The 14,355-nt window shown below is 54.9% G+C and carries 15 protein-coding genes; 13 read left to right on the forward strand and 2 right to left on the reverse strand.

The window, feature by feature from the left end; translation table 11 throughout:
- Positions 1–35 precede the first annotated feature (35 nt).
- Positions 36–1,028, forward strand: a complete 993-nt coding sequence (gene mgrA, locus KXU80_RS23275) for an L-glyceraldehyde 3-phosphate reductase (RefSeq protein ID WP_219835511.1) — start codon at positions 36–38, stop codon at positions 1,026–1,028.
- A 199-nt stretch (positions 1,029–1,227) separates the two neighbouring features.
- Here mgrA and KXU80_RS23280 read toward each other — a convergent pair whose 3' ends face one another.
- The gene (locus KXU80_RS23280) at positions 1,228–3,045 is read right to left on the reverse strand and encodes an APC family permease (protein ID WP_219835512.1); all 1,818 of its coding nucleotides are present in this window, start codon (positions 3,043–3,045) and stop codon (positions 1,228–1,230) included.
- 269 nt (positions 3,046–3,314) lie between these two features.
- Between KXU80_RS23280 and hisJ the strand changes: the two genes are divergently transcribed.
- The 6 genes from hisJ to KXU80_RS23310 all read left to right on the forward strand — a co-directional run bounded on the left by hisJ (position 3,315) and on the right by KXU80_RS23310 (position 7,863).
- Entirely contained in the window at positions 3,315–4,142 is an 828-nt protein-coding gene (gene hisJ, locus KXU80_RS23285; RefSeq protein WP_219835513.1) for a histidinol-phosphatase HisJ, read from the forward strand.
- 126 nt (positions 4,143–4,268) lie between these two features.
- Positions 4,269–5,000 (forward strand): MgtC/SapB family protein, encoded by a 732-nt coding sequence (locus KXU80_RS23290; RefSeq protein ID WP_219835514.1) that lies wholly within the window; start codon positions 4,269–4,271, stop codon positions 4,998–5,000.
- A gap of 32 nt (positions 5,001–5,032) precedes the next feature.
- A complete protein-coding gene (locus tag KXU80_RS23295) occupies positions 5,033–5,974 on the forward strand; it encodes a metallophosphoesterase family protein (RefSeq protein WP_219835515.1) in 942 nt (313 codons plus the stop codon).
- 401 nt (positions 5,975–6,375) lie between these two features.
- Positions 6,376–6,813, forward strand: a complete 438-nt coding sequence (locus KXU80_RS23300) for a stalk domain-containing protein (RefSeq protein ID WP_219835516.1) — start codon at positions 6,376–6,378, stop codon at positions 6,811–6,813.
- Between the two features lie 117 nt (positions 6,814–6,930).
- On the forward strand, positions 6,931–7,488 hold the full coding sequence (locus tag KXU80_RS23305; RefSeq protein ID WP_219835517.1) for an SLOG family protein: 558 nt from the start codon (positions 6,931–6,933) through the stop codon (positions 7,486–7,488).
- An 18-nt stretch (positions 7,489–7,506) separates the two neighbouring features.
- Complete coding sequence (locus KXU80_RS23310) at positions 7,507–7,863, forward strand: DUF1904 family protein (protein WP_219835518.1); 357 nt, start codon at positions 7,507–7,509, stop codon at positions 7,861–7,863.
- 34 nt (positions 7,864–7,897) lie between these two features.
- Here the strand turns inward: KXU80_RS23310 and KXU80_RS23315 are convergent, their stop codons facing one another.
- Entirely contained in the window at positions 7,898–8,740 is an 843-nt protein-coding gene (locus KXU80_RS23315) for an AraC family transcriptional regulator (protein WP_219835519.1), read from the reverse strand.
- Between the two features lie 118 nt (positions 8,741–8,858).
- On the opposite strand from KXU80_RS23315, the gene KXU80_RS23320 reads away from it, so the two are divergent.
- From KXU80_RS23320 to KXU80_RS23345, 6 genes are all read left to right on the forward strand, one after another.
- Positions 8,859–9,770, forward strand: a complete 912-nt coding sequence (locus tag KXU80_RS23320) for a nucleoside hydrolase (RefSeq protein WP_219835520.1) — start codon at positions 8,859–8,861, stop codon at positions 9,768–9,770.
- A 132-nt stretch (positions 9,771–9,902) separates the two neighbouring features.
- Positions 9,903–10,850, forward strand: a complete 948-nt coding sequence (locus KXU80_RS23325) for a hypothetical protein (RefSeq protein ID WP_219835521.1) — start codon at positions 9,903–9,905, stop codon at positions 10,848–10,850.
- 220 nt (positions 10,851–11,070) lie between these two features.
- Positions 11,071–11,736: a Crp/Fnr family transcriptional regulator gene (locus KXU80_RS23330; protein WP_219835522.1), complete on the forward strand. Its 666-nt coding sequence runs from the start codon at positions 11,071–11,073 to the stop codon at positions 11,734–11,736.
- A 25-nt stretch (positions 11,737–11,761) separates the two neighbouring features.
- Positions 11,762–12,601 (forward strand): ABC transporter ATP-binding protein, encoded by an 840-nt coding sequence (locus tag KXU80_RS23335; RefSeq protein WP_219835523.1) that lies wholly within the window; start codon positions 11,762–11,764, stop codon positions 12,599–12,601.
- Positions 12,534–13,298 (forward strand): ABC transporter permease, encoded by a 765-nt coding sequence (locus KXU80_RS23340; protein ID WP_258171121.1) that lies wholly within the window; start codon positions 12,534–12,536, stop codon positions 13,296–13,298. The genes KXU80_RS23335 and KXU80_RS23340 overlap by 68 nt, the downstream gene beginning before the upstream one ends.
- A 21-nt stretch (positions 13,299–13,319) precedes the next feature.
- Entirely contained in the window at positions 13,320–14,354 is a 1,035-nt protein-coding gene (locus tag KXU80_RS23345) for an ABC transporter substrate-binding protein (RefSeq protein ID WP_219835524.1), read from the forward strand.
- Position 14,355: the final 1 nt, after the last annotated feature.

Genomic DNA, 14,355 nt, shown 5'->3' on the forward strand with positions numbered 1-14,355 from the left:
GATGATAGTAATGAAACTAAGGAGGATTTTTGAACATGAAATATAGCGCCCAACAAGAACGATACGACAAAATGACATACAATCGCTCAGGACGTAGCGGGCTGCGCCTGCCTGCGATTTCGCTTGGCTTGTGGCATAATTTCGGCGGCATCAATATGCTGGAGAGCCAGCGGGCAATGGCGAGGAAAGCATTCGATCTCGGGATTACCCATTTTGATCTTGCGAACAATTACGGACCGCCTCCCGGCTCCGCCGAAGAGAATTTCGGTAGCCTTCTGAAGCAGGATTTGGCGCCTTACCGCGATGAGCTGATTATCTCAACGAAGGCAGGCTATGACATGTGGCCCGGGCCATACGGGGAATGGGGCTCCAAGAAGTACCTCGTGGCGAGCCTGAACCAGAGCTTGACTCGGATGGGTCTCGATTATGTCGATATTTTCTATCATCACCGTCCGGACCCGGATACGCCGCTGGAAGAAACGATGAGCGCGCTGGATTTGATCGTCCGTCAGGGCAAAGCACTGTATGTCGGCCTCTCCAATTACTCGGCCGAGCAGACGCGCGAGGCTTCGCGCATTCTGAAATCGCTGGGAACGCCGTGCCTCATTCATCAGCCGAGGTACAACATGATGGACCGCTGGGTGGAGGACGGACTGCTGGACGTGCTGGAGGAAGAGGGGATCGGTTCCATCGCCTTCTCTCCGCTGAGAGCCGGCATTCTGACAGACCGCTACCTGAACGGCATTGCGCCGGATTCCCGCGCCGCAGGACCTTCCAGGTTCTTGAAGGCAGAGACCATCACGGATGAAATTCTCGCCAAGGTGCGCCGCTTGGACGAGCTGGCACGTGCCCGCGGGCAGAAGCTGTCGCAGATGGCGCTAGCCTGGGTGCTGCGCGGCGGACGCGTTACCTCCGCGCTGATCGGCGCGAGCAAGATCAGCCAGATCGATGATGCGGTCGGTGCGCTTGCGGCGCCTGATTTTACGGACAGCGAGCTAGCGCTCATCGACGCGATATTGCTTGGGTAGATGAGGAAGTGAGCGGGAAGCATGGCTGCATGCTTTCCGCTTTTTTTTGTACAACCAGAGGAATCCGGTAATTGTCGAAGCTTCTGGCGAACGGACCGGCCCGGAAGCATGAGGGCATAGCCCCTCCCTAAAACAAAACGTGCACCTCCTCGCGGAAGGTGCACGTTTTGTTGATTTATGGGCTCTGCGAGCACGGCCATTAACGCATCAAGTGATATGGAACCGTCGCGATAACGATATCCTTCTGGTTGAACAGATAGGCGCGGAGCAGCAGGCTGGATTGGTTATGCAGGAAGTTCTGCCACCAGTGTTTTGTGATGAACTGCGGAATGAGCACCGTGATATGGTCGGTTTCCTGCGTCTTCCATTCTACCGTCTCAATGAAGCGGATGATCGGGCGGATAATGCTGCGGTAGCTGGAACGCAGGACGATCAGGCGAACGCCGGGATTCCACTCTTCCCATTTCTTCTCCAGCCGCTCAATCTCTTCCTCATCGAAGCCGACATAGACCGCGACGACGTTATCGGTAAGCGACTTGGCATAGCTGATGGAATGCAGCACGACTTTTGTGATACCGGCAACAGGCACGACGACGGTGCTGCCTTTGATCACCGGCTTTTCCTTGTCGATGTTGATGCGAAGCTCATCGGCGGTATTCGTATAGTGGCGGCTGATCTTGTAGAAGATCATGATGACGATCGGCAGGAAGATGAAGACGAACCAAATTTGGCTGAACTTCGTGAAAATAAAGATCAGCGTAATGACCAGCGTCGTCAGCATACCGATCGTATTGACGATGAAGCCGAACAGCCAGTTGGCCGGCTTAAGGCGCAGCCAGCGCACCATCATGCCGAGCTGGGACAGCGTGAACGGAATGAACACCCCGACCGCATAGAGCGGGATGAGATTCTCGGTATTGCCGTGGAACAGCACGACGAGCAGCGCAGAGAATACGCCTAAGAAAATAATCCCGTTCGAGAAGCCGAGACGGTCGCCCCGCACCATGAAGGCATGCGGCATGTATTTGTCCTTCGCCAGCATGAACGCGAGCAGCGGGAAGGCCGAATAGGCGGTGTTGGCGGCCAAGAACAGTATCAAGGCCGTAATCCCCTGAATGATGTAGTACAGTATGCCCCGCCCGAAGGTGGCGTTCGCGATTTGGGATACGACTGTTTCCTTGGGATTCGGGACAATGCCGTTCCAATACGCGAGCAAGCTGATGCCGATGAACATCACGCCAAGAATGGCGCCCATCATGATGAGCGTCAGGGCGGCATTGCGTTCCGCCGGTTTCTTGAAGTTCGGAATGGCATTGGACACCGCTTCGACCCCCGTCAGCGCGGAACAGCCGGAGCTGAATGCTTTCAGGAGCATGAACAAGCTGATGTTGGAAACGGCTTTCCCCAGCTCGGGAATATCGCCGTGCACGCCGTGAATCATGACCTTGATAGCGCCTGCGATGATAAGCAGAAACACCGAGCCGACGAATAAATAGACAGGATAGGCCAGGATTGAGGCGGATTCGCCGATTCCGCGCAAATTCATGACGGTCAGGAATACGATCATGATGAGCGCGATAAGCACCCGGTGTTCATGAAGCGACGGAAACGCGGACGTAATGGCATCCGTACCGGCCGAGGAGCTGACGGCAACGGTAAGAATATAGTCGACGAGCAGAGAGCCGCCGGCCAAGAGTCCCGTCGATACGCCAAGATTATCCTTGGCAACGATGTAGGCGCCGCCGCCCTTCGGATACGCGTAAATCGTCTGGCGGTACGAGAAGATTAGAACTAATAAAAGACCAAGTACGGCGATCGAAATCGGAATGGAGTACCATACCGCGGCAAAACCTGCTGCCATCAGCACGAGCAGAATCTGCTCCGTACCGTAAGCAACCGACGAGAGCGCATCGGAGGAAAGCACTGCAAGCGCCTTCAGCTTGCTTAGCTTCTCGCCTTCCAGTTCGGCACTCTTCATCGGCCGCCCAATTAACAATCGTTTAAATCGACTAATCATGAGTGGTTCCTCTCTTCTTTCTCCATTAAAGGCAATCAATGTTTTTCCTTTTAGGCCATGCGTTTAGAATAACCGGAATGAACAGAATTCATTATAGCAGAAAATCTCCGGGTTTAAAGATGATTTTGGACGAGAATCGAACGCTGCTGCCTCCCGAACGAATTGTTTCGGCATGCGGTGGTTGAACACTCTCCGTGTAATGATATACTTGGAGCAAATACATTCATTCCGCTGCCGCATTTCATGGGCAGCAATAACTGGAGGAAACCATGCCATTATCGTTGAAATGGGACGGCCATACGCACACAAAGTTTTGTTATCACGGCAGCAGCGCAGAGTCGGAGGCCTATGTCGATCGTGCGATCGAGCTGGGATTCCACCGCTACACGATCAGCGAGCACCCGCCGCTGCCGGCCGCTTGGCTGCCGGATGAACGGTTGATGGCCGAGCTGGCCATGCCGGAAGCAGGGCTGCCGCAGTACATGGACTATGTAAAGTCCATTAAACAGAAGTACGAAGGCCGAATCCAAGTGACCACAGGCCTTGAGCTCGACTACCTCCAGGGTTCCTTGTCTTATACGGAAGCGATCGTGGACCGCTATCAACATGTGCTGGAGGATGTCGTCTACTCGGTTCACTATTTGCCGGGCGTAGGAGGCATGCGGAGCATCGACTTCACGCCGGCCGATTTCACGGCGAATTTGCTGTCTTATTACGGTACGATGGAGAAGGTCGTCGACGAGTATTACAATCACGTGGAAGCGGCGATCGAGTGGGCTTCGGGGCTGCCGATGCGCAAACGGCTCGGACATATCAACCTGATCGAGAAATTCGTCAAGGAGCTGCCGCCCATCGACGAAGCGCAGATTAAGCGCCGCCTTACGGCAATCGTGCCGCTGCTCGCGAAAAGCGGAGTCGGCATTGATGTGAATACAGCCGGGCTGCGCGTGCCGACCTGCGGCAAGACCTACGTGCCGGCATGGTTTATGTCTGCCTGCAGCGAGCAGGGCGTCGAGCTGGTGTACGGCTCGGATTCGCATCGTCCCGAGCATGTCGGCTTTGGCTATGAGTGGTTTGAAGCGCAGCTTGGGCGGTAGACGTTGCGTGCGAGATGCTTTTTTTGGGAATAGCAGGGGCATTGTCTGCATTTCCGGCGTATAGATAAGACAAGGGCGAAAGCGGAACCTGCCCCTACGGCGATTACAGTGAAGGAATGAGGAGCCATGACAGTACCTCAAGTATATGACCCTAGCATATGGGAAATTAGTTATTGGGAATTGACGATCCGCCTGATGCTCGCGCTGGTGCTCGGCGGGCTGATCGGGCTTGAACGCGAGCTGGGCGGCCATTCCGCGGGATTCCGGACGCATATTCTCGTTTGTTTGGGCTCTGCCGCGATCGTGCTCTTGTCCATGTATGGCTTCTCCGAGTTTGCGTCGGATCCGAACGTACGTCTGGATCCTGCACGTCTTGCCGCGCAGGTCATCAGCGGAATCGGTTTTCTCGGCGCAGGTACCATTCTTCGCACGGGGATTACGGTGTCAGGACTCACGACCGCTGCTTCTTTATGGGTCGTTGCGGCAATCGGCTTAACGGTAGGCGCGGGATTCTACTACGGAGCGGCTGTACTGACGCTGCTTGTCGTTGTAAGCCTGTTCGTCTTGAATAAATTCGAGAAGCGGTTCTCGCGGGCTAAGCGTAAGCGGGATCTCGTCATGCGGGTTAACAAGGATTCCGCAAGTCTCAGCAAAGTGGTGGCGGAGCTGCATCGTTCCGGGATCGGCATTAACAAAATCATCGTTGAGAACGAAGAGGTCGCAGCCGCGGACCGCAATGAAATGCTGATCGTAAGGCTTCAATTAAAGCTCGGACACGCCAAAAAATTCGAAGATGTAATCGTTGCACTTGCCACCATCGACGGTGTTTTTGGCCTCGAGGCAGGGGTGGAAATCTAGGAGATGCAATCAGAGCAGAGGAGCTGATGGACATGGAACACGCGCTTCACTACCGGGAAGACGGCACGTTCACGATCGTGCAATTCACGGACCTTCATTGGCAGAATGGAGAAGCGGACGACGTGCGGACGAGAAAGCTCATGGAGAAGGTCATCGGCGCCGTTGCTCCTGATCTCGTCATGTTCACCGGAGACGTTATCTACAGCAAGAACTGCTCGGATCCGCGGCAGTCCTTCCGTGATGCCGTTCAGACTGTGGATGCCCGCGGCATCCCTTGGGCCGCCGTATTCGGCAATCACGATACGGAGCATCTCGTCACGCGCAGCGAGCTGATGTCCGTGCAGCTCGAGCATGCTTGCTGCGTGAGCGAAGCGGGGCCGCCGGAGCTGAGCGGCGAAGGCAATGCGGTGCTGTTCGTTCGAGATGCCGTAAGCGGCAAACCGCTGAATGCGCTTTATCTGTTCGACAGCGGGAGCTATTCCGAGGTGCCCGGCATCGATGGCTACCAATGGATCCAGCGCGATCAGGTAAACTGGTACGCGGACCGGTCCGCCGCGAATACGGCTGCGAACGGCGGGGAGCCGATGCCGTCGCTTGCGTTCTTCCATATTCCGCTGCCGGAATACAAGCAGGTGTGGAAGCGGGAGCTCTGCTACGGCAGCAAATACGAGGGCGTTGCCAGTCCTCCCGTGAACTCGGGACTGTTTGCATCCATGCTGGAAATGGGCGATATCGTCGGCACCTTCTGCGGACACGACCACGTAAATGACTATTGGGGCGCATTGCACGATATTCGGCTCTGCTACGGCCGGGCCAGCGGCTATCAGACGTATGGAAGGGACGGCTTTCCCCGCGGTGCTCGTATCATCACGCTGCATCAAGGGCAGCGTGATTTCACCACGTACGTGATGCTGGAGGACGGTACATTCGTCTGGGAGCCGAAGGAGCACTACCCGAAGGGGAAGGAACTGTAGCATATGTTTTTTCCGCAGATGCGCATCGATCTGTACATAAGGCCAAATGCATAGTCGATGACTGCTGCTTGCATGCGGTACAGAGATAAACAGCACATGTGCGTATGCGTGCAAACTTTTGCTTCTCGATTACAAAGCGTTTCCGAAGGCGGAGGCCCGTCATGCGAATATGACTTGGTCCCGTCTTTTTTGTGCGCGCGTCGTGGATATTGAAGCAAGCTTTCGATCCTCCGAATTCTTTCGTACTGGAAATGAAAGCGAAAATTAATAATTTCGATAGGGGGGCTTAAGGTTGCTGTCTTATTCTCTAGAAGACCAAGAAAAACAAATGGCCTGTAAATTCGAGACATGAACCGACCACGGCGCAGCTGTTTTTCATCAAAATCAGAGGAGTGACGGCAATGAAGAAGAGAATGAAATGGGCCGCCGTATCGGCGCTCGCAGTGGCAATTATGGTACCGGGAATCGTATCGGCGGCGGATATGGAGATGAAACCGAAGGTGGATTACAGCCAAGTCATGGTGATGGAGAAGGGTGGTCACAGCCTCGTGCCGCTTCGTCAAATTGCACTATCGCTCGGCTACAGCGTAGCATGGTCGAAGGATGCGATCATGCTTACAAAGACCGGCATGAACGAGATGAAGGATATGAACGAGATGAAGGATATGAACGCAATGACGGATATGAAAATGAAAGCGGCGACCATAACCATCATGCTGGGCAGCAAGTCGATCATGGTCGGCATGGACAAAAAAATGATTGATTACGCGCCGATGCTGATTAAAGGAAAGGCTTACGTATCGAAGGAGTTTGTCGAGATGATTCTGGCAGCCAGGTAAGCCAATACCCCCTGAACGTAGAGCGCGGGACCCATGCCAAAAGCCGGCATGGTTGTCCGGCGCTCTTTGTTTGTGCTACGCTTAGCTATAGGCTCGGAGAAGGAGTATAGGATTGCGATGAAACAAGTGCTGGTTACCGGCTACAAGGCCTCGGAGCTCGGAATATTCTCGGGCAAGCATCCAGGCATCGGAATTATTAAGAAGGCGCTGAAGAAGCAGCTGCAAGCATTGATCGACGAGGGATTGGAATGGGTCATTGTCAGCGGACAATGGGGTGTTGAGCTGTGGGCTGCAGAGGTCGCGCTGGAGCTTAGAGCTGAATATGAAACGCTGCGCTTGGCGGTAATTACGCCATTTCTGGAGCAGGAAGAGAATTGGAACGAACAGAAGAAAGAGACCTACAGCGGCATACTTGCCCAAGCCGACTACATAAACAGCGTATCCAAGCAGAAGTATACGGGACCTTGGCAGTTCAAGGCGCGAGACCGGTTTCTGCTGGATAACTCGGAGGGACTCCTGCTCATCTACGACGAGGAACAGGAAGGCTCTCCAAGGTTCTTGCTCGAACTGGCCCGCAAGCATGCCGAGGTGACGCCCGGCTACGGTATTATTGTGATTTCCGGTCATGACTTGCAAAACATCGCCGAAGAAGAACAATACGTCGACTACGAATAAGAAGGAGCGATCAACCCCATGCCGCAGCTCACGATGCGAGGCATCAACGTCTCGGAGGTCATGAAGATCAGTACCGCGCTTGTCGAGGAACTTGCGCAGATTTGCAAATGCAGCAAAGATAATTTCACGATTGATTGCTTGACTACGACCTCGATATTCGACGGCGCAGCCATACCCACTTATCCATTTGTCGAGGTCGCTTGGTTTGACCGCGGTCAGGCTGTACAGGACGGTGTTGCGGGCGCCATTACGAATCACCTGCTGCTTACCGGCATTCCGGAGGTCGAGGTGGCGTTTAAGGTCTACCGGGAAACCCATTACTATGCCAACGGACAGCCGTTCATGGTCAAGGCTGAGCCAACCTTATTTGACTAAAGGGCAGTCGGCGGCGCATGGCAGAGGGCAGCGGTCAAACGTGAACACCGCCCGGCAGCGGGCGGGAGCGGGTCTGCCGGAACTGGCGGGGCGATACGCCCTGCTCCCTCTTGAAGAGGGTGCTGAACTGCGCATCGCTCGAGAAGCCGCATGCCTCTGCAATAGCCGTCACGCTCAGCTTGCTGTGCAGCAGCAGCTGGCAGGCACGCTCAACCCGCTTGCGAAGCAGATAAGCGATCGGCGAAATGCCGTACTGCCGCTTGAATAAATGCCTGAAATGATGATAGCTGTACCCCGCCATCTCCGCTAATTCCTCCACTGTGATTTTCTGATTGTAATGCTCGTCTATGAATGTGCGCGTGTAGAGCAAATGGTCCGCCGATGCTTTGGATATGCTGATATCCAGGCTCCGCTGATGCGCAATGACGATCATGCCGATCAAATAATTCAATTGATCCGAATAATAGGGGCGCTGCTCCTGCATCTCCCGAACCATCTCATGAAGCAGCTTCGCGATCGGCCGATCCGGAGCGTCTTCGAACAAGCCTGCCTCCAGCTCGGCCTCCTGTTCCTCACCCGCCAAACGAAAACCAACGAAGATGACGTCGGTATTCGCATACCTTCGTTCATCATGCGGCGTATCCGCCGGGATCAGGGCGTATGTGCCCGGCTTGTACGGATACGTCATTTCTTGCAAGCAGGTCGTGCCCGTGCCGGTATCGTAATAGACGAGCTCATAGCAAGTATGCGTGTGCATCGGCATGTAGGATTGCGACGAACGCGCTGTTTGAAACAGAAAATCCATCTGTGCCTGCATCGCAAGTCCTCCCCCTATTGTAAATTCCAGCCAGATCGTGAAAGCAATCAGCCATATCATAGAATCATTACGCCTGATTAATATCGTAAAATGAGCATGTTATGTAAGCGATTTCCTGTGTGCATGACCAAATCATAAAAGAAATTGAACCGCTATTCAAGGAGGATGAAGAGAAGATATGGTACAATTTCCGGTTCTATCGGAACAGCGTCTGCTGCAGCGACTCGCATATCCGAATCGCCCAATCCGCATCGTGCTGGACACGGACACCTACAATGAAATCGATGATCAATTCGCCGTCATTTACGCGCTTAAATCACCAGAGAAGATAACGGTCGAAGCGTTCTACGCCGCTCCGTTCTACAATGAACTGTCCTCCGGTCCGAAGGACGGTATGGAGAAGAGCTACGACGAGCTGGTCAAAATCGCCGGGCTGCTGCCCGAAATGAACGGTATCCCGATCCACCGCGGCTCGGAGCGCTATCTGCCTGCCGCGGACACGCCCGTCGACAGCGCCGCTGCGCGCGATCTCGTGGCGCGTGCGATGGCTTCCTCGGAGGATGACCCGTTGTACGTCGTTGCCATCGGGGCGATTACGAACGTTGCGTCCGCGATGCTGCTGGAGCCGCGCATCATCGAACGGATCGTCGTCGTTTGGCTCGGCGGCCATGCTTTGCACTGGCGAGATACGAAAGAATTCAATCTGCATCAGGACCTGCACGCTTCGCGCACGATGCTGAACAGCGGCGTTCCGCTTGTGCTCATTCCTTGCATGGGCGTCACCTCCCACCTGCTGACAACGCTGTCCGAGGTGGAAGACTACGTGAAGGAGAAGGGGCCGGTCGGCGAATATCTGTATGAAACGTTCCGGGGCTGCGCTTCTGATCATGCCGGCTATTCCCGCGTCATCTGGGACATCTCGACGATTGCTTATCTGAACAACGAAGCGTGGCTGCCGAGCACGCTGGTACACAGTCCGGTGCTGTCGGAGGATTTCCGCTGGAGCTTCGATCATACGCGCCACTTCATCCGCTGCGTCGATTATGTGCATCGTGACGCCGTATTCAAAGATTTATTCCGCAAGCTGTAAAGCCGGTGGGGACCGGCTCTGCTCCGTTTACGGACAAATCGATCGCTCCCTTTATTCAAACTTTAGCATCGTCATCTCTCCTGCCGCGTATATCCATGTACAGGGGTAACGAGAAGGAGGCAGGGAAGCCGCATGTCGGACTTTCAATTCGATCGATTAGTAGAAGCCAAGGAACGCAAGCATCAGCTTCATAAGGCGCAGCGAAGGCAGGAGCTGCTGCGTGCGAGGGTGAACGAGCAGGAGATGGCGATCATTAAGCTGGAGGTGCAGCTGGACGCGGAGCAGGCCGATGTCGACAAGCTCACCGGCATGTCGGTGACGAATCTGTTCCACACCTTGCTGCGAAGCAAGCAGGAGCAGCTGGAGACGGAACGTCAGCAGGTGCTCGCCGCCGCACTGCAGCTGCAGGAGGCGAAGCAGGGGCTGATCCGCCTTAAGGAAGACATTCGCCTTGCAGGCGATGAGATTGCGAGCTGTATGAACGCGGAGCAGGAATATGTCCGGCTGCTTGGCGAGAAGGAAGCGGCGCTGCGCAGCCTGCCCGAAATGGCGCAGGAACTGGCAGGGATGGAGGATGGCATTGCCGAAGGATCTGTTCTGTCGAGGGAGCTTCGCGAGGCGGTCACCGCCGGCACGGGCGTGCTGTCCGCCTTGGACGAGGCGCTGCAGAGCTTGAACAAGGCGAGCAGCTGGGGGAATTGGGATCTCTGGGGCGGCGGGGGCTTGATCAGCACGCACCTGAAGCACGGTCATATGGATGACGCGAAGCAAGCCATATCGGAAGCGATCTACCGGATGCGAAGCTTTCGTGATGAGCTTGAGGATTTGAAGCAGAGCGTCGATATTCAGATCGATATCAGCAGCCTGCTGAAGTTCGGCGATTATTGGTTTGACGGCCTGATCACGGATTGGATCGTGCAGAAGCGGGTTAATGAAGCGCAGGAACGTGCGCAGGATGCGCGGACTGAGGTCAGCCGTTATGTAAGGAAGCTGCAGTCGGAGCTGACGAATGCGGAGTCTGGCCTGGAAGGGCAAAAGTCCAGGCGGGTCGCTTGGATCGAGCAGCAGCAGCTGCAATAACACAAGGGAATGATAAGGGGAGCTGTCTCCGGTCATCTGATGATGACTGGCGGGACGGCTCTTTTTGTATGCTTCAGCTAAAAAATAATCCATTTTGTCGGATACCCGACATTATCTAGGGGATAAATATGCTATCATCCATATATCTCATCAGAATAGTCGGAATAATACAAAACACATTCGCGCATATAGCGATTTCGCGTATAGAGGTGATGAAGTGGTGGACGATCGTAACAAGCAGAAGAATGAACAAGGAGCGGATGCCGTCAAGGACGTGATCGCAAGCATCTTCCGCGAACACGGATCCTTGAAGACTTACCGCAAGAACGAGTTTATTTTCCAGGAAAATGATGCGCCTTCCGCCGCGCATTACACGGAGACAGGACTGATCAAGATTTCACAGTCCTCCCAGGAAGGGCAGGGCATCACGCTGTTTCTGCGTTACCCGGGCGAGGTGTTCGGCAATGCGGAGCTCCTGACTCAGCTTCCGCGCCGGCGGTATGCGCAATGCTTGATGGAAAGCCAGGTCATCACGCTGGAATCACGACTTTTTCTGGAGCTGGCGATAACCGACGCGACGTTCGCCTTCGCGCTTGCCGTGACCACCGCGCGAAGACTGCTGCAGACGCAGAATATGGTGGAAACGCTGATCAGCCGGCCGGTTGCGTGGCGGCTTGCTTGGTTTTTGATGCAGCTGGGCAGCGAGCATGAAGGGACCGTCGAAGTACAGCTTCAGCTGAGCCATGAGGAAATCTCCTATGTGATCGGCTGCAGCAGGCAGACCGTCACCGAGATGCTGAACAAGTGGCGGGAGTTGGGGCTGATCGCCTACACGAAGAAACAAATCGTTATCCAGGATCCGAGCCGATTCTTCGCGGCGATCTAATGGTACAGCTAGGAGGGGAACGGGCATGATCGAGGTCGACAATGTCAGTAAAGCTTTTGCCCAGAAGAAAGGTCCTGCTTATACAGCATTGGACCAAGTTTCTTTTCGGATCAAACGGGGGGAATTCGTCTCCTTGCTGGGACCTTCCGGCTGCGGCAAGTCTACCCTGCTGAATCTGATCGCCGGGTTCGAGACGGACTACGAGGGGACGATCAAGGTAAACGGAGAACCCGTCAAGGGGCCGGGCGCCGGCAAGGTCGTCGTCTTCCAGGAGCATGGCCTGTTTCCTTGGCTGAACGTCATCGATAATGTTGCTTTTGGCTTGAAGCAGCGGGGAATGGCGAAGAAAGAGCGTTATGAGCGGGCATTCGAGACGATCAAATCGGTGCATTTAAGCAAATTCATTGACCGTTACCCGCATGAGCTCTCCGGCGGCATGCGGCAGCGAGTAGCGATTGCGAGGGCGCTCGTCATGGAGCCGGACATTCTGCTGATGGATGAACCGTTCGCGGCGCTCGATGAGCAGACGCGCTATATTTTGCAGAAGGATCTGGAGGAGATCTGGCTAAAGTCGGGGATGACGATCTTATTCATCACCCATAACATTCGGGAAGCGGTGCTGCTCTCCGATCGCGTACTGGTTATGTCGACGCAGCCGGGCAGGGTGAAGCAGGCGTTTGCCATTCGAGCGGCGAGGCCTCATGACACCGCGGATCCGCTGCTGCACCATTACGAGAACACTATTATGGAGACGCTCTCGGAGGAGCTGGAGAAAGTCGTTCGGGAGGAGATAGGCCATGAATACCGCATTAAGAAGAACGCTGTTTCTGATGCTGCTGATCGTAATTTGGGAATTGGGATATAGAATATTCGACTGGGGCTGGAAGTTTCCTTCGCCGATGCAGACGCTGGAGGCGTTCTATGACGGATTCACGGACGGCCACCTGTTGGGGGCGATCGTCGCCAGCCTGCGGAGGCTTATCCTTTCCTTCGTGATCTCGATCGTAATCGGAACGGCGCTAGGCTTCCTGTTCGCGCGGTACCGCTTCTTTGACGAGACCTTCGGGTTCCTTGTTGTCGCCCTGCAGACGGTGCCAAGCATCGCATGGCTGCCCTTCGCCATCATCTGGTTTGGACTGAACGACCTGTCTGTTATCTTCATCACGACGATCGGCGCGACGTGGACGATGTCCATGGCGAGCCGCACGGGCATCATGCAAATTTCGAAGATTCACCTCCGGGCGGCGCAAATGATGGGAGCGGGCAGCGGGTTTCGGTTGTTCTATCAAGTCATGCTGCCGGCTGCGTTCCCGCACTTGATTACCGGCGTGCGTGTCGCATGGGCATTCGCTTGGCGGGCGCTGACGGCAGGCGAGCTGATCGCCCGGGGTGTCGGTCTCGGACAAACGCTGCAGGACAGCCGGGATATCGGCGATACGGCCACCTTGCTCTGCATCGTCATCATTATCGCCGTTATCGGTACCATATCCGATCACTTCTGCTTCAAACGGCTGGAGGAAGGCATCATGCTGCGCTTCGGGCTGCATGCAGCGAAGAAATAAAGCATTCATAGGGGGAAGAAAATGAAAAAATTGCTCATCGTACTCGGCTTGCTGATCATGGCGGCAGGTATGCTGTCCGCTTGCGGCTCGAACAAGGAAACGACGGCAGCGGACGGCGAGCTGACCGTGAAGATCGGGATATTGAAGAACGTCACGCACGCACCAGGCTTTGTTGCGCTCCAGAACGGCTATTTTCAGAACGAGTTCGGCAAGAACGTGACCATCGAGGTGATTGCCTTCGATAACGGCTCGGATTTCTCCACGGCGATCGCGACGAATCAGATCGATCTCGGATATGTGGGTCCTGGGCCTGCCATCAACCAATATTTGAAAAGCAAGAACTTCCGGGTCATCTCCGGCTCCAATAACGGCGGAGCGGTCCTGATTGCAGGCAAAGACGCCGGGATCGGCTCCGTGAAGGATCTGGTCGGCAAAACCGTAGCGATTCCGACCAAGGGCAGCACGAACGAAATCTCCTTGCGCCTGCTGCTGCAGCAAGAAGGGCTGAAGGTGACAACGGACAGCTCCGGCGTGCAAATTATTACCCGGGCGCCTGCGGATACGCTTGTTGCCATTCGTCAGAAGGAGGTCGATGCCACGCTCATTCCCGAGCCATGGGGGACGCAAATGGTGGAAGAGGGGACCGGCGTCGTCTTGGTCGATTGGGACAAAATCCCGCCGAATGACGGTAATTACCCGCTTACGATTCTCACGGCGAGCGACAAGTTCCTGAAGGAGCATCGTGACTTGGCTAAGAAAGCCATCCGGGCGAATGAAGAAGGCATCGACTTCATTAAGCAGAATCCAGACAAAGCGTACGATCTCATAAGCGATGAGCTCAAAGCGCTTAGCGGCAAAGGCATGGATGCGAAGCGGATCAAAGCGGCGCTGGACCATTTGAATTTGACCGAGGGTGTTGATCTGGATGTCATCAAGACGATGGCCAAAGTATCGTTCGATGCGGGGTATATCAAGGGCATCAAGGAAGAAGACAAGCTGGATTTAAGCGAATTGATCGATCTCTCCTTGCTGGACGAAGTTCGACAATCGAAATAAC

This window comes from Paenibacillus sp. R14(2021) (assembly GCF_019431355.1).
In the GTDB taxonomy this organism is placed as follows: Bacteria; Bacillota; Bacilli; order Paenibacillales; family Paenibacillaceae; genus Paenibacillus_Z.

Excerpts from the sequence above, each read along its gene's own strand:
- KXU80_RS23320 (WP_219835520.1), top strand. The coding sequence starts at position 8,859 with ATGGTACAATTTCCGGTTCTATCGGAACAGCGTCTGCTGCAGCGACTC.
- hisJ (WP_219835513.1), top strand. The coding sequence starts at position 3,315 with ATGCCATTATCGTTGAAATGGGACGGCCATACGCACACAAAGTTTTGT.
- KXU80_RS23315 (WP_219835519.1), bottom strand. The coding sequence starts at position 8,740 with ATGATATGGCTGATTGCTTTCACGATCTGGCTGGAATTTACAATAGGG.
- KXU80_RS23300 (WP_219835516.1), top strand. The coding sequence starts at position 6,376 with ATGAAGAAGAGAATGAAATGGGCCGCCGTATCGGCGCTCGCAGTGGCA.
- KXU80_RS23290 (WP_219835514.1), top strand. The coding sequence starts at position 4,269 with ATGACAGTACCTCAAGTATATGACCCTAGCATATGGGAAATTAGTTAT.
- KXU80_RS23335 (WP_219835523.1), top strand. The coding sequence starts at position 11,762 with ATGATCGAGGTCGACAATGTCAGTAAAGCTTTTGCCCAGAAGAAAGGT.
- mgrA (WP_219835511.1), top strand. The coding sequence starts at position 36 with ATGAAATATAGCGCCCAACAAGAACGATACGACAAAATGACATACAAT.
- KXU80_RS23295 (WP_219835515.1), top strand. The coding sequence starts at position 5,033 with ATGGAACACGCGCTTCACTACCGGGAAGACGGCACGTTCACGATCGTG.
- KXU80_RS23340 (WP_258171121.1), top strand. The coding sequence starts at position 12,534 with ATGAATACCGCATTAAGAAGAACGCTGTTTCTGATGCTGCTGATCGTA.
- KXU80_RS23305 (WP_219835517.1), top strand. The coding sequence starts at position 6,931 with ATGAAACAAGTGCTGGTTACCGGCTACAAGGCCTCGGAGCTCGGAATA.
- KXU80_RS23310 (WP_219835518.1), top strand. The coding sequence starts at position 7,507 with ATGCCGCAGCTCACGATGCGAGGCATCAACGTCTCGGAGGTCATGAAG.
- KXU80_RS23345 (WP_219835524.1), top strand. The coding sequence starts at position 13,320 with ATGAAAAAATTGCTCATCGTACTCGGCTTGCTGATCATGGCGGCAGGT.
- KXU80_RS23325 (WP_219835521.1), top strand. The coding sequence starts at position 9,903 with ATGTCGGACTTTCAATTCGATCGATTAGTAGAAGCCAAGGAACGCAAG.
- KXU80_RS23280 (WP_219835512.1), bottom strand. The coding sequence starts at position 3,045 with ATGATTAGTCGATTTAAACGATTGTTAATTGGGCGGCCGATGAAGAGT.